At 69.1% G+C, this 21,939-nt stretch carries 16 protein-coding genes and 1 tRNA gene; 15 read left to right on the forward strand and 2 right to left on the reverse strand.

Annotated features, from left to right (window positions below; all coding sequences use genetic code 11):
* The first annotated feature begins 52 nt into the window (after positions 1–52).
* From leuC to cysG, 12 genes are all read left to right on the forward strand, one after another.
* The gene (gene leuC, locus IEY14_RS07105; RefSeq protein ID WP_188907538.1) at positions 53–1,471 is read left to right on the forward strand and encodes a 3-isopropylmalate dehydratase large subunit; all 1,419 of its coding nucleotides are present in this window, start codon (positions 53–55) and stop codon (positions 1,469–1,471) included.
* Between the two features lie 27 nt (positions 1,472–1,498).
* Positions 1,499–2,536 carry a lysine-2,3-aminomutase-like protein gene (locus tag IEY14_RS07110; RefSeq protein ID WP_188907539.1) on the forward strand — a complete coding sequence of 346 codons (1,038 nt, stop codon included), beginning with the start codon at positions 1,499–1,501 and terminating at the stop codon, positions 2,534–2,536.
* 174 nt (positions 2,537–2,710) lie between these two features.
* Complete coding sequence (locus tag IEY14_RS07115) at positions 2,711–3,145, forward strand: cupredoxin domain-containing protein (protein ID WP_188907540.1); 435 nt, start codon at positions 2,711–2,713, stop codon at positions 3,143–3,145.
* A gap of 251 nt (positions 3,146–3,396) precedes the next feature.
* Positions 3,397–3,987: an ANTAR domain-containing response regulator gene (locus tag IEY14_RS07120; protein WP_188907541.1), complete on the forward strand. Its 591-nt coding sequence runs from the start codon at positions 3,397–3,399 to the stop codon at positions 3,985–3,987.
* A gap of 8 nt (positions 3,988–3,995) precedes the next feature.
* Positions 3,996–5,189, forward strand: a complete 1,194-nt coding sequence (locus IEY14_RS07125; protein ID WP_244639368.1) for a CmpA/NrtA family ABC transporter substrate-binding protein — start codon at positions 3,996–3,998, stop codon at positions 5,187–5,189.
* A gap of 348 nt (positions 5,190–5,537) precedes the next feature.
* Entirely contained in the window at positions 5,538–6,842 is a 1,305-nt protein-coding gene (locus tag IEY14_RS07130; protein ID WP_188907543.1) for an ABC transporter substrate-binding protein, read from the forward strand.
* 32 nt (positions 6,843–6,874) lie between these two features.
* A complete protein-coding gene (ntrB, locus tag IEY14_RS07135; RefSeq protein ID WP_188907544.1) occupies positions 6,875–7,771 on the forward strand; it encodes a nitrate ABC transporter permease in 897 nt (298 codons plus the stop codon).
* Between the two features lie 22 nt (positions 7,772–7,793).
* Positions 7,794–8,597, forward strand: coding sequence for an ABC transporter ATP-binding protein (locus tag IEY14_RS07140; RefSeq protein WP_188907545.1), 804 nt, complete (start codon positions 7,794–7,796; stop codon positions 8,595–8,597).
* Between the two features lie 231 nt (positions 8,598–8,828).
* Entirely contained in the window at positions 8,829–11,285 is a 2,457-nt protein-coding gene (nirB, locus tag IEY14_RS07145) for a nitrite reductase large subunit NirB (RefSeq protein WP_188907546.1), read from the forward strand.
* A gap of 2 nt (positions 11,286–11,287) precedes the next feature.
* A complete protein-coding gene (gene nirD, locus IEY14_RS07150) occupies positions 11,288–11,638 on the forward strand; it encodes a nitrite reductase small subunit NirD (RefSeq protein ID WP_188908087.1) in 351 nt (116 codons plus the stop codon).
* 4 nt (positions 11,639–11,642) lie between these two features.
* Positions 11,643–14,357, forward strand: a complete 2,715-nt coding sequence (locus tag IEY14_RS07155) for a nitrate reductase (RefSeq protein ID WP_188907547.1) — start codon at positions 11,643–11,645, stop codon at positions 14,355–14,357.
* 28 nt (positions 14,358–14,385) lie between these two features.
* Positions 14,386–15,846 (forward strand): siroheme synthase CysG, encoded by a 1,461-nt coding sequence (gene cysG / locus IEY14_RS07160; RefSeq protein ID WP_188907548.1) that lies wholly within the window; start codon positions 14,386–14,388, stop codon positions 15,844–15,846.
* Positions 15,847–16,329: 483 nt separating this feature from the next.
* Here the strand turns inward: cysG and IEY14_RS07165 are convergent.
* Positions 16,330–16,405, reverse strand: a tRNA-Ala gene (locus tag IEY14_RS07165).
* A gap of 164 nt (positions 16,406–16,569) precedes the next feature.
* Positions 16,570–16,983, reverse strand: a complete 414-nt coding sequence (locus IEY14_RS07170; protein ID WP_188907549.1) for a TIGR02300 family protein — start codon at positions 16,981–16,983, stop codon at positions 16,570–16,572.
* Between the two features lie 220 nt (positions 16,984–17,203).
* On the opposite strand from IEY14_RS07170, the gene aroA reads away from it, so the two are divergent.
* The 3 genes from aroA (at position 17,204) to rpsA (ending at position 21,637) form a co-directional block, all read left to right on the forward strand.
* Complete coding sequence (gene aroA, locus IEY14_RS07175; protein ID WP_188907550.1) at positions 17,204–18,568, forward strand: 3-phosphoshikimate 1-carboxyvinyltransferase; 1,365 nt, start codon at positions 17,204–17,206, stop codon at positions 18,566–18,568.
* A 475-nt stretch (positions 18,569–19,043) separates the two neighbouring features.
* Positions 19,044–19,694 (forward strand): (d)CMP kinase, encoded by a 651-nt coding sequence (cmk, locus tag IEY14_RS07180; protein WP_188908088.1) that lies wholly within the window; start codon positions 19,044–19,046, stop codon positions 19,692–19,694.
* A gap of 233 nt (positions 19,695–19,927) precedes the next feature.
* A complete protein-coding gene (gene rpsA / locus IEY14_RS07185) occupies positions 19,928–21,637 on the forward strand; it encodes a 30S ribosomal protein S1 (protein ID WP_188907551.1) in 1,710 nt (569 codons plus the stop codon).
* Positions 21,638–21,939: the final 302 nt, after the last annotated feature.

Genomic DNA, 21,939 nt, shown 5'->3' on the forward strand with positions numbered 1-21,939 from the left:
CGAGGCGGGACCGCAGGGTCCGCCCGATCGGTCAGTTTCAGGACATCGCAGCATGAGCGCAGCCGGCAAGCCCCGCACCCTCTACGACAAGATCTGGGACGATCACCTGATCGAGACCGGCGAGGGGGGCGACAGCCTCCTCTATATCGACCGCCATCTCGTGCATGAGGTGACGAGCCCGCAGGCCTTCGAGGGCCTGCGCGCCGCCGGACGGCGCGTGCGCCATCCCGAGCGCACCCTCGCCGTCGTCGATCACAACGTGCCGACTTCGCCGGACCGCGTCCTCGGCATCCGCAACGAGGAAAGCCGCATCCAGGTCGAGACGCTGGAAGCCAATGTCGCCGAATTCGGCCTCGAATATTATTCCGCCGCCGACCGCCGGCAGGGCATCGTCCATATCATCGGGCCGGAGCAGGGCTTCACGCTGCCCGGCACGACCATCGTCTGCGGCGACAGCCACACCTCCACCCACGGCGCCTTCGGCGCCCTCGCCAACGGCATCGGCACGTCCGAGGTCGAGCACGTGCTCGCCACCCAGACGCTGATCCAGAAGAAGGCGAAGAACATGCTGGTGGAGGTGACCGGCACGCCCTCGGAGGGCGTCGGCGCCAAGGACATCGTTCTCGCCATCATCGGCCAGATCGGCACGGCGGGCGGCACCGGCCATGTCATCGAATATGCCGGCGAGGCGATCCGCGGCCTGTCGATGGAAGGCCGGATGACGGTCTGCAACATGTCGATCGAGGGCGGCGCGCGCGCCGGCCTGGTGGCGCCGGACGAGACGACCTTCGCCTATCTGAAGGACCGGCCGCGCGCGCCCAAGGGCGAGGCCTGGGAAAAGGCGCTCGCATGGTGGCGCACGCTCCACACGGACGAGGGCGCCCATTTCGACAGGATCGTGCGCCTCGACGCGGCGAACCTGCCGCCGATCGTCTCCTGGGGGTCCTCGCCGGAGGACGTCGTCGCGATCGACGGCGTCGTGCCCGACCCGGACGCGATCGCCGACGAGGTGAAGCGCGCCTCGAAGAAGCGGGCGCTGGACTATATGGGCCTGCAGCCCGGCACGAAGATGACCGACATCAAGCTCGACCGCATCTTCATCGGCTCCTGCACCAACGGCCGCATTGAGGATCTGCGCACCGTCGCCAGGATCGTCGAGGGGCGGAAGATCGCCGAAGGCGTTTCGGGCATGATCGTGCCCGGCTCCGGTCTCGTGAAGGCGCAGGCCGAGGCGGAAGGGCTCGACCGCATCCTGAAGGCGGCCGGCTTCGACTGGCGCGAGCCGGGCTGCTCCATGTGCCTCGGCATGAACGAGGACCGGCTTGCCCCCTACGAGCGCTGCGCCTCCACCTCGAACCGCAATTTCGAGGGGCGGCAGGGCTTCAAGGGCCGCACCCATCTCGTCTCGCCCGCCATGGCGGCGGCGGCGGCGATCGCCGGCCGCTTCGTGGACGTGCGCGACTGGCGCTGAACCGAGGCGAACGGATCGTCCGCGATCATGACCCGAGCCCTGCGCGGCGCCGACGCCCTCCTGGCGGCCGGCCTCGTTCCGGCGGAGCGCCTGCCCGCCCTCCGCGACGTCGCCGAACGCTACGCGATCTCGATCACGCCCGACATGGCGGCGCTGATCGAGACGCCGGAGGACGGGATCGGCCGCCAGTTCCTGCCCCGCGCCGAGGAGCTCGAGACCCGGCCGGAGGAGCGGCTCGATCCGATCGGCGACGCGGCGCATTCGCCCTTAGCCGGCATCGTCCATCGCTATCCCGACCGGGTGCTCCTGAAGGTGCTGCATGTCTGCCCGGTCTATTGCCGCTTCTGCTTCCGCCGCGAGATGGTGGGGCCGGAGGGGCTCGGCAGCCTGACGGACGAGGAGCTCGACGCCGCGCTCGCCTATATCGCCGGCGATGCCGGGATCTGGGAGGTCGTCCTGACCGGCGGCGATCCCTTCCTCCTGTCGCCGCGCCGGCTGGCCTTCATCGCCGAGGCGCTTCGCGCGGTGCCGCATGTCCGCGTGCTGCGCCTTCATACCCGCGTGCCGAGCGTCCAGCCGGGCCGGGTGACGGACGAACTCGTCGCCGCCCTGAAGGCGTTCGGCGGCGCGGTCTTCGTCGCGCTTCACGCCAACCATCCGAAGGAGTTCACGGCGGAGGCCAAGGCGGCCATCGCGCGGCTCGTCGATGCCGGAATTCCGATGGTCAGCCAGTCGGTGCTGCTCGCCGGCGTCAACGACGACGCCGAAACGCTCGGCGGCCTGATGCGCGCCTTCGTCGAGAACCGGGTGAAGCCCTATTACCTGCACCAGGGCGATCTCGCGCCGGGCACCGCCCATTTCCGCACCTCGATCGCGGCGGGCCAGGACATCCTGCGCCGGATGCGCGGCCGCGTCTCGGGTCTCTGCCAGCCGACCTATGTGCTCGACATTCCCGGCGGCCACGGCAAGGTGCCGATCGGGCCGAACTATCTCGGCGGGGAAGGGGAGGACCTCCTGGTCGAGGACCCGCAAGGCCGCCGCCATCCCTATCCGCCGAAGAGCTGACACCGCCGGCGGGCCGCCTGCGGCGAAAATGACTTTCGTCCCTTTGCCCATGGAAGCGCGGCGGCGCGGCACCAGAATGACATAAGGCGCCGCTAAGCCGGGGCGGCGCCCGGCGGATCTTCGGTCTCAGGCCGCCATCCGATTCGCGGTGCTTTCGAACCAAGGAGGATTTCCATGCTTTCCAAGCGTCTGACCGCCGGCCTTCTCGTCGGCGCCGGCCTCGTCGCGGCCACCCTGCCGGCCCTCGCCGCCGAGACCGTCGCCGTGGAGCTCATCGGCGAGCGCGGCGGCAAGATGGACATCAAGCTCGACAAGAGCACGGTTCCGGCCGGCGAGGTGACCTTCAAGGTGGCCAATGTCGCCAAGAACACGCCGCACGAGATGGTCGTCGTGAAGCTCGACGCGAAGGGCGAGGAGCTGAAGGTCAATCCCGAGACGAACAAGGTCGACGAATCGAAGCTCAAAAGCCTCGGCGAGGTCTCCGACCTGAAGGCCGGCCAGTCCGGCACGCTGACGGTGAAGCTCCAGCCGGGCGACTACAAGCTGATCTGCAACTACAAGGGCCATGTGATGGCCGGCATGGTCGTGCCCTTCACCGTGAAGGGCTGAGCCTTGCCGCTCCGGTAAGGCGGGCGGATCCGGTCCGGCGCGTCGCAGGACGGGTCGGACGTCGGGCATCGCCCGGACCGGATCGCTTGACGGCAATATGGCGCACAAGCCTTGCGTGTCGATGAAGGCGGGATGCGCAATTGGCGGCATCCGTCGCTTTTTTCCGTGTCGCCGCAACGCACCCGACAAGACCGGCCGATCGGAGCGCGGAAGTCATTGCCTGAATGGACCGCATGGGCAGAATGCGGGCAATGGAAACGAAGCCCCTCGCGATTCTGATCGTCGACGAGAACCGCGCCCGCGCCGCGGTGATCGAGGACGGCCTGCGCGAAGCGGGCCATGCCGAGGTGCGCGTCATCGGCGAGATGCAGGGCCTCGTCCGCGAGATCGAGGTCTTCGCGCCCGACGTGATCGTGATCGATCTCGAAAATCCCAATCGCGACCGGCTGGAGCAGTTCTTCCAGGTCTCGCGCTCCGTGCGCCGGCCGATCGCCATGTTCGTGGACCGGTCGGACGCCGCCTCCATGGAGGCGGCGATCGAGGCGGGCGTTTCGGCCTATGTGGTCGACGGCTTGCGCAAGGAACGGGTGAAGCCGATCCTCGACATGGCGATCCTGCGCTTCGAGGCCTTCTCGCGGCTGACGCGCGAGCTGGAGGAGGCGCGGTCCGAGCTCGCCGACCGCAAGGTGATCGAGAAGGCCAAGGGAATCCTGATGAAACGGCGCGGCCTCGGCGAGGAGGAGGCCTATCGCCTCTTGCGCCAGAGCGCGATGAACGAAAAGAGGAAGCTCGTGGAGATCGCCCGAAGCGTCGTCACCGCAGCCTCGCTGCTGTCCGAATGAGCGCCGCGATGGGGGGCTCCGGCGCGGCCGAGCCGGTGATCCGCGCCGGCTTCATCCCGCTTCTCGACGCGGCGGTGCTGATCGCCGCCGCCGCCCTCGGCTTCGACCGCGAGGCGGGCGTGCGGCTCGAACTCGTGCGCGAGGTCTCCTGGTCGAATATCCGCGACCGGCTCGCCTTCCGGCAGTTCGACGTCGCCCATATGCTGGGGCCGATGGCGGTCGCCTCGCAGCTCGGCATCGGCTCCAATCCCTATCCGGTGATCGCGCCCTTCGCGCTCGGGCGCGGTGGCAATGCCATCACCCTGTCGCACCGGCTCTTTTCCGCGATGCGCGAGGCGGCGGACCCCGGTTCCGCCGACGAGGCGAAGGCGCATGGCCGGTCGCTGCGCCGTGTGATCGAGGCGCGGGCGCGCGCCGGCGAGCCGCCGCTCGTCTTCGGCGTCACCTATCCCTTCTCCTCGCACAATTACGAATTCCGCTTCTGGATGGCCGAGGCCGGGATCGATCCCGATCGCGACGTGACGATGACCGTCGTGCCGCCGCCCTTCACCACGGATGCCCTGCGGGCCGGGGCGATCGACGGCTTCTGCGTCAACGCGCCCTGGAACGTGCTGGCGGTCGAGGCCGGCATCGGCCGCATCGTCGCGGTGAAGGCGGATATCCGCCCGTCCTCGTCGGAAAAGATCCTCGGCCTGCGCCCTGACTGGTGGCGCGACAACGAGGCGGCGGGGCGGCGGCTTCTCGTCGCCCTCGACCGGGCGGCGCGCTGGTGCGACACGCCGGACAATCGCGACGAACTCGCCGGCATCCTCGCGCGGCCCGAACATGTCGGCGGCTCCGCCGCCGCGATCCGCCGCGTGCTGGGCGGCGCCTTGCCCGTCGATCCCGACGGGACGGTGCGGTCGATCCCCGACTACCTGACCTTCCATGCCGGCGCCGCGAACGTGCCGGCGCCGAAGGAGGCCCTCTGGGTCTACAGCCAGATGCTGCGCTGGGGGCAGGCGGGCATCGAGGCGCGGGGCGCCGAACGGGCCGCCGCCGCCTTCCGCCCGGATCTCTACGAGACGGTCTTCGGCCGGCGGCCCGCGACGGCGGGCGAGGGGCGCGACCCCTTCGATCCGGCCCGGCTCGAAGACTATGTCGCGAGCTTTGCCATCCGGCGCTCCCCGCCGGATGCCGGGCCGCGTGCCGGCGAGGATTGAGAGCCTTCGCGCCGCACAATATTTGTTCGCTCGCCCGAAAGGCCGGCGCGAAAGCAGGCAGCAGCGAAGCCTTGGAATATCAAGCGCTCCAAGTCGAAATGGCGCTGATTTAAGCTTTTGCGCTGCACAACATTTGGACTTTCAAATTCCTCTAAAGTGAGGCTGAATAGATCCGTGCCCGTCAACGAGGACAGGGCGCCCTCCTAAGCTTCCCCATCGAAGCCACGACCGACACCGACGTCGCGTGAGCCGCCGAGCCCGTCTCTTGTCTGAGATCGGTTCGTCCGGATCCGCGGCGTTTTTGCTTTTCCGCCTTTCCCCTCCGCCGTCTCGCCCCGAAGGATCGCCATGTCCGACTCGCAGAAGACCGATCTCGGCCGCCGCCGCCTTCTCCGGACCTCCGCTTTCGCGGCGGGCGCGGCGACCCTGTTCTCGGCCATCGGCGCCGCCTTCCCGCGCGGCGCCTTCGCGGAAGGGGCCGGCCCGGAAACGACGAAGGCCGTGCTCGGCTTCATCGCGCTCACCGATGCCGCGCCGCTGATCGTCGCCAAGGAAAAGGGCTTCTTCGCCAGGCACGGCATGCCGGATGTCGAGGTGGCGAAGCAGTCGTCCTGGGGCACGACCCGCGACAATCTCGTGCTCGGCTCGGCCGGCTCGGGCATCGACGGCGCCCATATCCTGACGCCAATGCCCTATCTGATGGCGACCGGCAAGGTGACGCAGAACAACCAGCCGCTGCCGATGGCGATCCTCGCCCGGCTCAATCTCGACGGCCAGGGCATCTCGGTCGGCAAGGCCTATGCCGATCTGAAGGTCGGTCTCGACGCCTCCGTCCTGAAGGAGACCTTCGCGCGGAAGAAGGCGGCGGGCACCCCGGCGAAGATCGCCATGACCTTCCCGGGCGGCACGCACGACCTCTGGGTCCGCTACTGGCTCGCCGCCGGCGGCATCGATCCCGACGAGGATGTCGAGACCATTGTCGTGCCGCCGCCGCAGATGGTGGCGAACATGAAGGTCGGCACGATGGACGCCTTCTGCGTCGGCGAGCCCTGGAACGCGCAGCTCGTCGAGCAGGAGATCGGCTTCTCGGCGCTGACCACGGGCGAACTCTGGGCGAAGCATCCCGAGAAGAGCTTCGCCATGCGCGCCGACTGGGTGGAGAAGCATCCCAAGGCGACGCTCGCGCTCCTGATGGCGGTGCAGGAGGCGGCGCAATGGGCCGACGACATGGCGAACAAGGACGAGCTTGCCGCGATCCTCGGCAAGCGCGCCTGGTTCAATGTGAAGCCCGGCGATATCGGACCGCGCATGAAGGGCGAGTTCGACTACGGTAACGGCCGGAAGGTCGCGAATTCCCCGCATTTCATGAAGTTCTGGCGCGACGACGCCTCCTATCCCTTCAAGAGCCACGATGCCTGGTTCCTGACCGAGAACATGCGCTGGGGCCGGTTCGAGGCGGCGACCGACGTGAAGGCGCTGGTCGATCGGGTGAATCGCGAGGATCTCTGGCGCGAGGCGGCGAAGGCGCTGGGCGTCGCCGCCGTGCCGGCCTCGCCCTCGCGCGGCAAGGAGAGCTTCTTCGACGGCAAGGTCTTCGATCCCGCCGATCCCGCCGCCTATCTCGCGAGCCTGTCCATCAGCCGCACCGCCTGACCCCGGCCGCCGCTGCATCGGAGACCCGTCCCATGTCCCAGACCGTTCTGAAAGCATCGCGGCCCGCCCCGGCGAAAGCCTCGGGCGCCGGCACCGTGGTGGCCCTGAAGCGTCCCGGCCCGGCCGCCGCCGCGCGGCTGTCGCGCCTCGGCCGCGACCTCGCCGGGGCCGTCCTGCCGCCGCTCGCGACGCTGGCGCTGCTTCTCGGCCTCTGGGAACTCCTCTGCATGGGCGGCGGCTCCGCCCTGCCGGCGCCGAGCCAGGTCGTCGCCGACACCTGGGAGCTTCTCGCCCATCCCTTCTACGTCAATGGCGGCAACGATGTCGGCCTCGGCTGGCAGGTCTGGGCGAGCCTCCAGCGCGTCGCCATGGGCTATGCCCTGGCCGTCGTCGTCGGCATCGGGCTCGGCGTCCTCGTCGGCCAGTCGCAGCTCGCCATGCGCGGCCTCGACCCGATCTTCCAGGTGCTGCGCACGGTCCCGCCGCTCGCCTGGCTGCCGCTCTCCCTCGCCGCCTTCCGCGACGGCCAGCCCTCGGCGATCTTCGTGATCTTCATCACCGCCGTCTGGCCGATCATCATCAACACGGCGGTCGGCATCCGCAATATTCCGCAGGACTACCGCAACGTCGCCAAGGTGCTGCGGCTGAACGGGCTGGAATTCTTCTTCAAGATCATGATCCCCGCCGCCGCCCCCTACATCTTCACGGGGCTGCGCATCGGCGTCGGCCTGTCCTGGCTCGCCATCGTCGCGGCCGAGATGCTGATCGGCGGCGTCGGCATCGGCTTCTTCATCTGGGATGCCTGGAACTCCTCGCTCATCTCGGACATCATCGTGGCGCTCGTCTATGTCGGCGTGGTCGGCTTCGTGCTCGACCGGATCGTCGCCCTCGTCGGCCGCGCCGTCACCCGCGGCACCGCCGCCGCCTGACCGCCTGACCGGACGACGCGCCATGACCCAAGCCAAGCCGTTTCTCGCCATCGAAGGCGTCGACAAGCTCTTCCGTCGCGGCGCCGCGACGACCGAGGTCCTGAAGGGCATCGACCTTTCCGTCGCCAAGGGCGAGTACATCTCGATCATCGGCCATTCCGGCTGCGGGAAGTCGACCCTCCTCAATATCGTCGCCGGCCTCACCGAAGCCTCGAGGGGCGTGGTGCTCCTCGAGAACAAGGAAGTGCGCGAGCCCGGACCCGACCGCGCCGTGGTGTTCCAGAACCATTCGCTCCTGCCCTGGCTCACCGTCTACGAGAATGTCGCGCTCGGCGTCGACAAGGTGTTCTCGGGCCGCAAGTCCGCCGCCGAGCGCCGCGAATGGGTGATGCGCAATCTCGAACTCGTCCATATGGGCCATGCGAAGGACAAGCGCCCGTCCGAGATCTCGGGCGGCATGAAGCAGCGCGTCGGCATCGCGAGGGCGCTCGCCATGGAGCCGAAGGTGCTGCTTCTCGACGAGCCCTTCGGCGCGCTCGACGCCCTGACAAGAGCCCATCTCCAGGACGAGGTGATGCGCATCCAGGCCGAACTCGGCACGACGGTGATGATGATCACCCATGACGTGGACGAGGCGGTGCTGCTCTCCGACCGCATCGTGATGCTGACCAACGGCCCCTCGGCGCGGATCGGCGAGATTCTCGACGTGCCGCTCGCCCGGCCGCGCGACCGCATCCGCCTCGCCGCCGACGCCACCTACCTCCGGTGCCGCCAGGCGGTGCTGAAATTCCTCTACGAGCGCAACCGCTTCGTCGAGGCCGCCTGAGCCGCTTGCGGGCGAGGCGTCGACATTTCCGCCTCGTCATCCCGGCCTTGAGCCGGGATCCATTCCAAACCGATCGAACGTGAACCCCTCGGGTTCCGAATGGTGTCGTTCGGCGTCGGCTTGGACATGGACAGGACTTGGAATGGATCCCGGCTCAAGGCCGGGATGACGAAGCTCGTAGGCCGTGCCGAACTCCGAAGTCGAAGCGCGCCTTTCTTGAGGACATCGCCCATGCCCCAGAAACTGGTCATCGTCGGCAACGGGATGGCGCCCGGCCGGATGCTGGAACATCTCTTCGAGGCGGCGCCCGGCGCCTATGAGGTGACGATCTTCAACGCCGAACCGCGCGTGAACTACGACCGCATCATGCTCTCGCCGGTGCTGTCGGGCGAGAAGCGGTTCGAGGACATCGTGATCCATGGCGACGGCTGGTATGTCCGGCACGGCGTCACGCTCTACAAGGGGCACCGCGTCATCGCGATCGACCGCGCGGCGAAGACCGTCACCTCCGACCAGGGCGTGACCGCGCCCTACGACCATCTCGTCATCGCCACCGGCTCGACGCCCTTCGTCCCGCCCGTGCCGGGCAAGGACCTGCCGGGCGTCCTCGCCTATCGCGATCTGGACGATGTCGAGGCGATGATCCTCGCGGCGCAGAGCCGCGCCAAGGCCGTCGTCATCGGCGGCGGGCTTTTGGGGCTTGAGGCCGCCGCCGGCCTGCGGGCGCAGGGGCTGGAGGTCACCGTCCTCCATCTGATGCCGACCCTGATGGAGCGCCAGCTCGATCCGGCCGCCGGCTTCCTGCTCCAGCGCGCGCTGGAGGCGCGCGGCATCGAGGTGATCACCCATGCCAATACCGAGGCGATCCTCGGCACGGAGAAGGTCGAGGGCGTGCAGCTGAAGGACGGGCGCGTCATCCCGGCGAGCCTCGTCGTCATGGCCGTCGGCATCCGCCCGTCCACCGCCCTCGCCAAGGAATGCGGCCTCGATGTCGGACGCGGCATCCTGGTCGACGCGCAGATGCGCAGCTCCGATCCCGCGATCAGCGCGCTCGGCGAATGCGTCGAGGTGGAGGGGCGCGTCTACGGCCTCGTCGCGCCGCTCTACCAGATGGCCGAGGTCGCGGCGCGGCGCCTCGCCGGCGAGGACGCGCCGGGCTTCCGCCATTCCGACACGCCGACCAAGCTGAAGGTCACGGGCATCGACCTCTATTCGGTCGGCGACTTCGCGGATGCGCCGGATCGCGAGGAGATCGTGCTGCGCGACGCCTCCGCCGGCGTCTACAAGCGGCTCGTCATCAAGGACAACAAGGTCCTCGGCGCCGTCCTCTACGGCGAGACGGCCGATGGCGGCTGGTTCTCGGACCTCCTGAAGAAGGGCGCCGACATCGCCGCGATGCGCGACACCCTGATCTTCGGCCAGAGCTTCCAGGGAGGCGCCCCCCTGGACCCTATGGCGGCCGTTGCAGCCTTGCCGGATGATGCGGAAATCTGCGGCTGCAACGGCGTGTGCAAGGGTCGGATCACCGGCGCGATCACGGGCAAGGGCCTGACGACGCTCGAGGACGTGCGCGCCCATACCAAGGCATCCGCCTCCTGCGGCAGCTGCACGGGCCTCGTCGAGCAGCTGATGGGCCTGACGCTCGGCGACAGGTTCAACGCCCGGGCGGTGAAGCCGATCTGCGCCTGCACCGATCTCGGCCATGGCGATGTCCGCCGCCTGATCGTCGCCAAGGGTCTGAAGTCGATCCCGGCGGTGATGCAGGAGCTCGAATGGAAGACCTCCTGCGGCTGCGCCAAGTGCCGGCCGGCGCTGAACTACTACCTTCTCGCCGAATGGCCGGGCGAGTACCGGGACGACAAGCAGAGCCGCTTCATCAACGAGCGCGTCCACGCCAATATCCAGAAGGACGGCACCTATTCCGTCGTGCCGCGCATGTGGGGCGGCATGACCTCGGCGAAGGAGCTGCGCGCCATCGCCGACGTGGTCGAGAAGTTCGACATTCCGGCGGTGAAATGCACCGGCGGCCAGCGCATCGACATGCTGGGCGTCAGGAAGGAGGACCTGCCGGCCGTCTGGGCCGATCTCAACGCCGCCGGCATGGTCTCGGGCGCCGCCTACGGCAAGGCGCTGCGCACGGTGAAGACCTGCGTCGGCTCCGACTGGTGCCGCTTTGGCACCCAGGATTCGACCGGGCTCGGCATCCGGCTGGAAAAGTTCATGTGGGGCTCCTGGACCCCGGCCAAGCTGAAGCTCGCCGTTTCCGGCTGCCCGCGCAACTGCGCCGAGGCGACCTGCAAGGATATCGGCGTGATCTGCGTCGATTCCGGCTACGACATCCATTTCGCCGGCGCCGCCGGGCTCGACATCAAGGGCACGGAACTCCTCTGCCATGTCGGGACGGAGGACGAGGCGCTGGAGGTGATCGTCGCCCTGACGCAGCTCTATCGCGAGCAGGGCCACTATCTGGAGCGCATCTACAAATGGCTGAAGCGGGTCGGGATGGACTCGATCCGCGCGGCGATCGTCGAGGATCCCGAGAAGCGCCGGCACTATTTCGACCGCTTCGTCTTCTCGCAGCGCTTCGCGCAGGTCGACCCCTGGGCGGAACGGGCCGAGGGGCGCACCGCCGCCCATGAATTCAAGCCCATGGCCGAGATCCATCCCTTCCGCGAGGCGGCAGAATGAGCATGAGCGAAGACTGGACCGCCATCGGCCATCTCTCCGACATTCCGCGCCGGGGGGCCCGCTGCGTGACCTCGCCGCTCGGCCGCATCGCCGTCTTCCGCACGATGGAGGACGAGGTCTATGCCACCGAGGACCGCTGCCCGCACAAGGGCGGCCCCCTGAGCCAGGGCATCGTCCATGGCGGCCATGTCACCTGTCCGCTGCACAGCCAGGTGATCTCGCTGCGGACCGGCGAGGTGCAGGGGCCGGACGAGGGGCGGGTGCGCACCTTTCCGCTCCGCGTCGATCCGCTGACCGGCGCCATCGAGATCCTGATCGCGCGCGAAGCCGCCTTCGCGCCGGGCGCCGAGTGAGCCGGTGAGCGTCGAGCCGGTTCTCGGCGGCACGGTCAAGACGACCTGCCCCTATTGCGGCACGGGCTGCGGCGTCCTCGCGACGCCCCGGCCGGACGGGACGGTGGCGATCGCCGGCGACCCGGACCATCCGGCGAATTTCGGCCGGCTCTGCTCCAAGGGCGCGGCGCTCGGCGAGACGCTCGGCCTCGCCGACCGTCTCGTCCATCCCCGCATCGGCGGCGCGCGCGCTTCCTGGGACGAGGCGCTCGATCTCGTCGCCCGGCGCTTTTCGGAGACGATCGCCGCGCATGGGCCGGACTCGGTCGCCTTCTACGTCTCCGGCCAGCTCCTGACGGAGGACTATTACATCGCCAACAAGCTGATGAAGGGCTTCATCGGCTCCGGCAATATCGACACCAATTCGCGGCTCTGCATGTCCTCCTCGGTGGCGGGCCATGTGCGCGCCTTCGGCGCCGACACCGTGCCGGGAACCTACGAAGACCTGGAGCACGCCGATCTCGTCGTGCTCGTAGGCTCCAATCTCGCCTGGTGCCATCCGGTGCTCTACCAGCGCATCGCCGCCGCCAAGGCTGCGCGCCCGGACTTGCGCATCGTGCTGATCGATCCGCGCCGCACCGCGACGGCCGATCTCGCCGATCTCCATCTGGCGCTGGCGCCCGATGCCGACGCGGCGCTGTTTTCCGGCCTTCTCGCCTTTCTGGACGAGGCGGGCGTGGTGAACACCGACTATGTCGCCCGGCATACCGAAGGCTTCGCGGCGGCGCTCGATGCGGCGCGGGCCTGGACGCTGCCGCGCCTCGCGCGGCGAACGGGGCTCGCCGCCGACCAGATCCTCTCCTTCTTCCGGCTCTTCGCCGTGCGCGAGAAGGTCGTCACCGTCTATAGCCAGGGCGTCAACCAGTCGGTCTGCGGCACGGACAAGGTGAACGCCATCCTGAACTGTCATCTCGCGACCGGCCGGATCGGCCGCGAGGGCATGGGGCCCTTTTCCGTCACCGGCCAGCCGAACGCCATGGGCGGGCGCGAGGTCGGCGGGCTCGCCAACATGCTCGCCGCCCATCTGCGGCTGGAGGACGCCGCCCATCGCGACCTCGCGCAGGGCTTCTGGCAAAGCCCCGCCATCGCGGCAAAGCCCGGCCTCAAGGCGGTCGATCTCTTCCGCGCGGTTGGCGCGGGACGGATCAAGGCGCTCTGGATCATGGGCACCAATCCCGTCGTCTCGATGCCGGAGGCGGACGGCGTCGCCGACGCGCTCCGCCGCTGCCCCTTCGTCGCCGTGTCCGACATCATGGCGCGCACCGACACGCTCGATCTCGCCCATGTGGCGCTGCCCGCCGCCGGCTGGGGCGAGAAGGACGGCACGGTGACGAATTCCGAACGGCGCATCTCGCGTCAGCGGCCCTTCCTGGCGCGGCCGGGCGAGGCGCGGCCGGACTGGTGGATCATCGCCGAGGTCGCGCGCCGCATGGGTTTCGGCGAGGCCTTCGCCTATGAAGGCCCGGCCGACATCTTCGACGAGCACGCCCGTCTCTCGGCCGCCGGCAATGCGGGGAGCCGCGACTTCGACCTGTCCGGCCTCGTCGGCCTCGATCCGGCGGGCTACGAGAGTCTCGCCCCCGTGCAATGGCCGGTGACCCAGGCGGGCGGGCGCACCCGCTTCTTCGCCGAAGGCGGCTTCTTCCATCCCGGCGGCAAGGCGAGATTCGTCGTGCCGGAGGGCGAGCAGACCTCTGCGACTGGCCTGATCTCCCCCTCAGCAAGGGGGGAGATCGATCGTTCTGAAAGGCACCTTCTTCTCACCGTCCGGCTGAACAGCGGCCGGGTGCGCGACCATTGGCACACGATGACGCGCACCGGACTGTCGGCGCGCCTGTCCGGCCATATCGCCGAGCCCTATGCCGAGATCCATCCCGAGGATGCCGCGCGGGCCGGCCTGCGGGAGGCGGAGATCGTCCGGCTCCGGTCCCCGCATGGCGAGGTGCTGCTGCGCTGCCTCATGACGGATCGCGTGCGGCCCGGCGAGATCTTCGCGCCGATGCACTGGAACGGCCCTTTCGCCTCGAAGGCGCGGATCGACGCGCTGGTCGAGGCGAGGGTCGATCCCGTCTCCGGCCAGCCGGCCCTGAAGGGCTCGCGCGTCAGCATCGCGCGCTATCCGGCCGCCTGGTACGGCTTCGCGGTGCTGCGCGAGCGGCCCGCGACCATTCCCGCCGCCTATCATGCCCTCGCCCGGACGGAGGGCGGCTGGCGCGTCGAACTCGCCGATGCGGACGGACTCGACCCTATCGAGCTCGCCCGTGCCCTTTTCGACGGCGCCGGGGATCACGATCTTTCCGAATGTCGCGACCGGACCGGCGGCACGCAGGGCTTCGCCGCCTTCGAGGGCAAGCGCCTTCGCGGCGCGCTGTGGCTCGGCGCGGCCCCGGTGGCGGTGTCGCGGCTTTGGGCGAGCCTGCAACTGGCATCGGAGCGGCATGATGCGCTGGCGCGCTGGCGGCTTCTCGCCGGGCGCGGCGGGGCCGACCGGCCGGATCCCGGCGCCATTGTCTGTTCCTGCTTCAAGGTCGGCGCCAAGGACATCGCCCGCGCCATCGCCGGCGGCTGCGACAGCGTCGCGGCGGTGGGCGCGGCGACGAAAGCCGGCACCAATTGCGGCTCCTGCCGCAGCGAGATCAAGGGGATCATCGATGGCCAATCGCTCCGCCAGATCGCCTGAGGCGAAACCCGCGTCCCGCCCCGAGCGGATGGGCCCCCTGTCGGTCGTTCCGGTGTTTCTGTCGCTGACGGGGCGCCGGGCGGTGGTGGCGGGGGGCACGGCGGGGGCGGCCTGGAAGGCGGAGCTGCTGGCGGCGGCGGGAGCACTGGTCGAGGTGCATGCGCCGGCGGCCGACCTGTCGGACGAGATGGCCGAGCTTCTTTCGACGGGCGCGGCGGCCGGCTCGCTATCCCATCGCGACCGGATCTGGGACGCGGCCTGCCTCAAGGGCGCCGCCGTCGCCGTTCTCGACTGCGAGGGCGAGGGCGAGGGCGAGGCGCGGGCGTTTGCCTGCGCGGCGAAGGCGGCGGGCGTGCCGTGGAACGTCGTCGACAAGCCGGCCTTCTGCCAGTTCTCCTTCGGCTCGGTGGTGAACCGCTCGCCGGTGGTGGTCGGCATCTCGACCGACGGCGCGGCGCCGATCCTCGGCCAGGCGATCCGCCGGCGCATCGAGACGCTGCTGCCGCCCTCGCTGAGCGCCTGGGGCCGGCTGGCGGCGAAGCTGCGGGCCGAGGTGCTGGAGCGCCTCGCCCCCGGTCCCCAGCGCCGCGCCTTCTGGGAGCGCTTCACCGACGCCGCCTTCACGCGCCGCCTCGCCGCCGCCCCTGAGGCGGGCCTTGAGGCGGCGATAAACGAGGCGGAGGACGCGGCGCGCCGGCTGGTCGGCGAACTGGCGGGGTCCGGCGCGCCGGGCGGCAGGGTGACGCTGGTCGGGGCGGGTCCGGGCGAGGCCGAGCTTCTGACGCTCAAAGCGGTGCGGGCTCTTCAGAGCGCCGACGTGATCCTCTTCGACGATCTCGTGTCGGACGAGGTGCTGGAGCTCGCCCGGCGCGAGGCGAAGCGGCTTCTCGTCGGCAAGAGGGGCGGGCGGGAAAGCTGCCGGCAGGAGGACATCAACGCCACGATGGTGCGGCTGGCGAAGGCCGGCCGGCATGTGGTGCGGCTGAAGTCGGGCGACGTGTCGGTGTTCGGCCGAGCGGGGGAGGAGATCGCCGAGCTGACGCGCGAGGCCATTCCGGTGGAGCTGGTGCCGGGCATCACGGCGGCCTCGGCGCTGGCGGCGAGCTTCGGGGTGTCGCTGACGCATCGCGACCATGCGAGCGAGCTGCGTCTGGTGACGGGCCATTCGCGCCATGGCGACCTGCCGGACAGCGTCGACTGGGCGGGACTTGCGGCGTCGCGGGCGACGGTGGTGTTCTACATGGGCGGGCGGATGGCGGGGCGGATCGCGGCGCGGCTGATGGGCGAGGGCCTTTCCGGCGACACGCCGGTGGCCGTCGCCGCCCATCTCAGCCGCGCCGACGAGACACGCCGCGCCGGCCGCCTCCAGGACCTCGAAGCCATCGTCGCTGCCATCGGCCTCGACAAACCCATCCTCATCGCCGTCGGACAGGTGTTCGGCCAATTGCGGGCGATGCAGGAGGCGCAGCCGGCCGCGCGGCTGGCATGAGCCCTTCGGCGCCAAAGACGATCATGCCCCGCCGAGCGGGAGCCATCGGCACGCCCTCGCTCGGCGTCCCGCGCGATTCGAGACGCGATGGCCTTCCTCAGTGCAGATAGCCGAGGAACCAGAGAATCAGGATGATCGGCAGCGGAATTCCGATCAGCCACAACAAACCGCCTTTCAACATCGCGCTTTCCTCCTTGGCCTGCGACGCTTTCGCGTTCCCCGAAAACTCGTTTCGTCAGGCCGCGTTCCCATGTCGGAGGGGCGACGAGCGCCATCGTTAGGAAAAATTTCGGCGGTGGAGGGTGGGGGATTAGGCAGAGATAGCCATCGTGGACAACCTCGAGATATGTCGGTCAGTCCGCGGAACCGTTATCGGCTCCACGTCGCGGTGGACACATCGACAAAGCGTCGCCATGACGATCCAAGACAGCCGCGTCGTAGTTCGGCCTGATCTCAGTCTCTGATCGAAAATGATTTGGAAATTGGTGGAGCCAAGGAGGATCGAACTCCTGACCTCTACAATGCCATTGTAGCGCTCTCCCAGCTGAGCTATGGCCCCATCCTTTCGGCGGATCGTTCTCGATCCTGCCAGCGGGGCCGTGTCGCCTGGGAAGCGCTCGGTGTGTCCCGCTGGAAAGGCCTCTTAAAGAAGCCGCTGCCGGAGATCAAGCGGGAAATCGCAGGCCTCCGGCAGATTTTTCGGGCCTCGCCCGGAGGCTCGCGTCAGTCCTCGTCGTCCTCGCGCGAGCCGATGATGTCGGTCATGTCGTCGTCGTCTTCGTCTTCCTCCTCGAGGAAGGTGTCGTCGTCGCCACCGTCGTCGTCGACCTCCACGTCCTCGTCGTCATCGACGTCGACGGAATTGCTGGAGCCCGCATCCTCCTCCTCTTCCACCTCGGAAAGGGAAACGGTCTCGGCCGCCTCGTCCACGGCCTCCACGGTCTCGGTCTCGGTCTCCTCGTCCTCTTCCTTCGGCGAGCTCTTGCGGGCGCTGGCGGCGCCGGTGCTGGCCTGGAAGAAGGAAAGCGGGTAGGAGGTGCCGGTATAGGGCGAGACGATCGGGTCCTTGTTGAGGTCGTAGAACTTCCGGCCCGTCTCGGGGCAGACGCGCTTGGTGCCTAGTTCGGAATTGGCCATTCTCGCCTCGCGAATATGTCGAAAGATCAACCTGCGGGCCGGGTTTGGCCGCCGGCCCGCGCCATCAAAATCGGGGAGGTCCCTTAGGGCCTCCCCCGGCCCTTGTCAAAGCTTGTGCCGGGACGGACGGCAGGCCCCGGGTGACGCGGCGCGCGAGCCTGTGCTAACGCGGCGTCGATCGGGCCCGGCAGATGGGTGAAAGACAAGAGGATTGCAAGCGATGGCGCATGGAAACGGAGCCGCGCAGCCGATGCGCGCGATGCGCGCCGCCCCGCTCGGCGGCCATGCCCGCGTGCCGGGCGACAAGTCGATCTCCCACCGCGCCTTCCTGTTCGGCGGCCTCGCCTCCGGCCGCACCCGCGTCACCGGCCTTCTCGAGGGCGAGGACGTGCTCGCCACCGGCCGCGCCATGCGCCAGATGGGCGCCCGGATCGAGCGCGACGGCGAGGCCTGGATCGTCGAGGGCACCGGCAATGGCTGCCTTCTCGAACCCGACGCGCCGCTCGACTTCGGCAATGCCGGCACCGGCGTGCGCCTCACCATGGGTCTCGTCGGACCTTACGATTTCGGCGCCACCTTCGTCGGCGATGCCAGCCTTTCCCGCCGCCCGATGGGCCGCGTCCTCGATCCCCTGCGGATGATGGGCGTCCAGGTCGCCGCCCGCACCGGCGACCGCCTGCCTCTGTCGATTCGCGGGCCGCGCGCCGCCGCGCCGATCGAATATCGCGTGCCGATGGCCTCCGCGCAGGTGAAGTCGGCCGTGCTTCTCGCCGGCCTCAACACGCCGGGCGTCACCACGGTGATCGAGCCGGTGATGACGCGCGACCATACCGAGAAGATGCTGGAAGGCTTCGGCGCCGTGGTGGAGGTCGCGACCGACGCGGCGGGCGTGCGCACCATCCGCCTCGAAGGGCAGGGGGCGCTGAAGGGCGTGCCGGATTTCGTCGTGCCGGGCGATCCGTCCTCCGCCGCCTTTCTCGTCGTCGCCGGCCTCCTCGTGCCGGGCTCCGACATCGTCGTCGAGAACGTTCTGATGAACCCGACCCGCACCGGCCTCCTCCTGACGCTGGAGGAGATGGGCGCTTCCATCGAGCGCCTGAACCCGCGCCAGTCCGGCGGGGAGGACGTGGCGGACCTGCGCGTGCGCCACTCGGCGCTGAAGGGCGTCGACGTGCCGGCCGAGCGCGCGCCTTCGATGATCGACGAATATCCGGTCCTCGCGATCGCCGCCGCCTTCGCCGAGGGGCGGACGCTGATGCGGGGCCTGGACGAACTGCGCGTCAAGGAAAGCGACCGGCTGGCGGCCGTCGCGGCCGGCCTCAAGGTCAATGGCGTCGCGCATGAGGAAGGCGAGGACTGGCTGAGCGTCGAGGGCCGGCCGGACGGCAAGGGGCTCGGCGGGGGCATGGTGGCGACGCATCTCGACCATCGTATCGCGATGAGCTTCCTCGTCCTCGGCCTTGCGGCGGAAAAGCCGGTGGCGGTGGACGACGCGCGGATGATCGCGACGAGCTTCCCCGAATTCACGCGGCTCATGGAAGCGCTCGGCGCCCGCTTCGAGGCGGTGGCCGAGCGGGCGGCCTGACGGCCTCCCTCGGCCGGCGGGCGGGCCGGGCATGAGCGGCGGCGCGGCCGGGCTCTTCGTTCTCGTCTTCTTCGCGCCGCTCGCCTTCGTCTATGGCCGGGCCGTGGCGCGGAGCATCGCGGCGCGGCGCCGGGCGGGCGGCGCCTCGGCACTGGCGCTCGGCCTGCCGAAGCTGGTCCTGCCGGGTCTCGTCGGCGCGGCGCTCGCCTATCGCCTCTTCGTCCATGACGCGGCACGCTCCACCGGCTGGCGCGTCCTGGATACGGGCCTCGCCCTCGTCGACACGCTCGGCGGCCTCGCGCTGATCCTGTTCTTTCTGTCCGTGCCCTTCGTGATGGGCCGGTTCTTCGGTGTCGCCGCCGCCGTCCTCGGCTATTTTGCCGGGGGCGGGAGTTCGGGCTTGCGGGACGGCGCCGACGGGGGCATGCCAGCCGTCTCGCCGAAAGCCGGGGGCGAAGAAGGGGATGGCGTCATCATGGCGGGGAAGCTGACGATCGCGATCGACGGGCCGGCGGCGGCGGGCAAGGGCACGCTCGCCCGGCGCCTGTCGGCGCATTACGGCCTGCCCTATCTCGATACCGGGCTTCTCTATCGCGCCGTCGGGCGCGGCGCGGCGGCGGCCGGCATCGATCTCGACGATCCGGTGGCGGCCGGCCGCATCGCCCTCGCGCTGACGCCGAGCGCCCTCGACGACGGAACCCTGCGCGGCCACGAGGCCGGCGAGCTCGCCTCGCGCGTCGCCGCCCATCCGCCGGTGCGCGCCGCGCTCGACGCCTTCCAGCGCGCCTTCGCCGCCCGGCCGGAAGGCGCGGTGCTCGACGGGCGCGATATCGGCACGGTGATCGCGCCGGAGGCGGAGGTGAAGATCTTCGTCACCGCCTCGCCGGAGGTCCGGGCGCGCCGGCGCACCGACGAGCTGGCCGCCAAGGGGCGGGGGGTGGACTACGAGCGCATTCTCGCCGAGGTGCGGGCTCGCGACGCGCGCGATGCCGGCCGCAGCGTCGCACCCCTGAAGCCGGCGCCCGACGCCCACTTGCTGGACACGAGCGAAATGGATATAGACGCCGCGTTCCGTGCGGCTTGCGAGCTGATCGATCGGTTCCTATCTGGACGGAACGGAGGATGAAGGGCGGTTCTCGCTGAGGACACGCCCTTTTTGCCTATGAACCCCGCCGACGGCCGTTCCACGCGCCGACCGGAGCCCGCCGCCCCGCGCGGCCCGCTTCGGAAGCCCCTCGGGCGCTTACGCGCCGGATCGGGCGGAACGATCGCCCGGCGAACCGAAACGCGAACCCAAGAACGGCGCCCGAGCCTTCCTTCGAGCCGCTAGCCGCCGAGAAGGCTTTCCAAGGAGAACGAATGTCAAATCTGAATCCGTCGCGCGACGATTTCGCGGCAATGCTCGAGGCCTCCTATCACGATCACGACGTCGCCGAGGGCGCGGTGGTCCGTGGCACGGTGGTCGCGATCGAGAAGGACATGGCCGTGATCGACGCCGGCCTGAAGGTCGAAGGCCGCGTCGCGCTGAAGGAATTCGGCTCGAAGGGCCGCGAGGGTGAGCTGAAGGTCGGCGACACCGTCGAGGTCTATGTCGAGCGCATCGAGAACGCCCTCGGCGAAGCCGTCCTGTCGCGCGACAAGGCGCGCCGCGAGGAGAGCTGGGTCAATCTCGAGGTCAAGTTCAACGCCAACGAGAAGGTCGAGGGCGTCATCTTCAATCAGGTCAAGGGCGGCTTCACGGTCGACCTCGACGGCGCGGTGGCCTTCCTGCCCCGCAGCCAGGTCGACATCCGTCCGATCCGCGACGTGACCCCGCTGATGAACACGCCGCAGCCGTTCCAGATCCTGAAGATGGACAAGCGTCGCGGCAACATCGTCGTGTCGCGCCGTACGGTGCTGGAAGAGAGCCGCGCCGAGCAGCGCTCCGAGATCGTCCAGAACCTCGAAGAGGGTCAGGTCGTCGACGGCGTCGTCAAGAACATCACCGATTACGGCGCCTTCGTGGACCTCGGCGGCATCGACGGCCTGCTGCACGTCACCGACATGGCCTGGCGCCGCGTCAACCATCCGACCGAGATCCTGCAGATCGGCCAGACGGTTCGCGTCCAGATCATCCGCATCAACCAGGAAACCCACCGCATCTCGCTCGGCATGAAGCAGCTCGAGGCGGATCCCTGGGAGGGCATCGGCGCCAAGTATCCGGTCGAGACCAAGGTCGTCGGTCGCGTGACCAACATCACGGACTACGGCGCCTTCGTCGAGCTGGAGCCGGGCATCGAGGGCCTGATCCACGTCTCCGAGATGAGCTGGACCAAGAAGAACGTCCATCCGGGCAAGATCCTCTCGACCACCCAGGAGGTCGAGGTCGTCGTGCTCGAGGTCGATCCGGTCAAGCGCCGCATCTCGCTCGGCCTCAAGCAGACGCTCCGCAACCCGTGGGAGGTCTTCGCCGAGAACCACCCGGTCGGCACGATCGTCGAGGGCGAGGTCAAGAACAAGACCGAGTTCGGCCTGTTCATCGGTCTCGACGGCGATGTCGACGGCATGGTGCACCTGTCGGATCTCGACTGGAACCGTCCGGGCGAGCAGGTCATCGACGACTTCAACAAGGGTGACGTCGTCAAGGCGCAGGTTCTCGACGTCGATGTCGAGAAGGAGCGCATCTCGCTCGGCATCAAGCAGGTCGGCACCGATTCCTTCGCGGCGGCCGCCGAGTCCGGCGACATGCGTCGCGGCTCGGTCGTCACCTGCGAAGTGACGGCGGTCAACGACGGCGGCATCGAGGTGAAGATCCTCGACACCGACCTGACCTCCTTCGTCCGCCGCGGCGATCTCGCCCGCGATCGCGACGAGCAGCGCCCGGAGCGCTTCTCGGTCGGCCAGAAGGTCGATGCGCGCGTCGTGCAGTTCGACAAGAAGGCCCGCCGCGTCGGCGTGTCGATCAAGGCGCTGCAGATCGCCGAGGAGAAGGAGGCGGTCGCCCAGTACGGCTCGTCCGACTCGGGCGCCTCGCTCGGCGACATTCTCGGCGCGGCTCTGCGGAACCGTGGCGACGAGGACAACGGCTGATCCTTCGATCCTCGGATCGTCGAAAGAACGGAACCCGCGGCGCCTCGGCGCCGCGGGTTTTTTCATGGGAGGAAAGCCCGCCCCACGGGGCGTTGCTCTCCCCTTACGCGGGTCGGCGAGGTTTCGGCGGCGGGCCGAGCCGTCGCGCCCTGATTCGAGACGGGCAACGGTCGCGCTTCGAAGTCCATGTCCCAGGCAATTCAGTAGACTTAAAGCACGTATAGGTTGTTAAATCTTGTCTTCCGCTGGGTTTCGCTCGCGAATTCCTGGTAATCTCTTGACCGGGCAGCATTTTCATCTGC

Source organism: Aureimonas endophytica (genome assembly GCF_014642635.1).
In the GTDB taxonomy this organism is placed as follows: Bacteria; Pseudomonadota; Alphaproteobacteria; order Rhizobiales; family Rhizobiaceae; genus Plantimonas; species Plantimonas endophytica.

What these genes read in the sequence shown, in the direction of transcription:
- IEY14_RS07120 (WP_188907541.1), top strand. Translation starts at nt 3,397, where the DNA reads ATGGAAACGAAGCCCCTCGCGATTCTGATCGTCGACGAGAACCGCGCC.
- cmk (WP_188908088.1), top strand. Translation starts at nt 19,044, where the DNA reads ATGGCGGGGAAGCTGACGATCGCGATCGACGGGCCGGCGGCGGCGGGC.
- IEY14_RS07170 (WP_188907549.1), bottom strand. Translation starts at nt 16,983, where the DNA reads ATGGCCAATTCCGAACTAGGCACCAAGCGCGTCTGCCCCGAGACGGGC.
- aroA (WP_188907550.1), top strand. Translation starts at nt 17,204, where the DNA reads ATGGCGCATGGAAACGGAGCCGCGCAGCCGATGCGCGCGATGCGCGCC.
- leuC (WP_188907538.1), top strand. Translation starts at nt 53, where the DNA reads ATGAGCGCAGCCGGCAAGCCCCGCACCCTCTACGACAAGATCTGGGAC.
- cysG (WP_188907548.1), top strand. Translation starts at nt 14,386, where the DNA reads ATGGGCCCCCTGTCGGTCGTTCCGGTGTTTCTGTCGCTGACGGGGCGC.
- nirB (WP_188907546.1), top strand. Translation starts at nt 8,829, where the DNA reads ATGCCCCAGAAACTGGTCATCGTCGGCAACGGGATGGCGCCCGGCCGG.
- IEY14_RS07130 (WP_188907543.1), top strand. Translation starts at nt 5,538, where the DNA reads ATGTCCGACTCGCAGAAGACCGATCTCGGCCGCCGCCGCCTTCTCCGG.
- IEY14_RS07110 (WP_188907539.1), top strand. Translation starts at nt 1,499, where the DNA reads ATGACCCGAGCCCTGCGCGGCGCCGACGCCCTCCTGGCGGCCGGCCTC.
- rpsA (WP_188907551.1), top strand. Translation starts at nt 19,928, where the DNA reads ATGTCAAATCTGAATCCGTCGCGCGACGATTTCGCGGCAATGCTCGAG.
- nirD (WP_188908087.1), top strand. Translation starts at nt 11,288, where the DNA reads ATGAGCGAAGACTGGACCGCCATCGGCCATCTCTCCGACATTCCGCGC.
- ntrB (WP_188907544.1), top strand. Translation starts at nt 6,875, where the DNA reads ATGTCCCAGACCGTTCTGAAAGCATCGCGGCCCGCCCCGGCGAAAGCC.
- IEY14_RS07125 (WP_244639368.1), top strand. Translation starts at nt 3,996, where the DNA reads ATGGGGGGCTCCGGCGCGGCCGAGCCGGTGATCCGCGCCGGCTTCATC.
- IEY14_RS07115 (WP_188907540.1), top strand. Translation starts at nt 2,711, where the DNA reads ATGCTTTCCAAGCGTCTGACCGCCGGCCTTCTCGTCGGCGCCGGCCTC.
- IEY14_RS07140 (WP_188907545.1), top strand. Translation starts at nt 7,794, where the DNA reads ATGACCCAAGCCAAGCCGTTTCTCGCCATCGAAGGCGTCGACAAGCTC.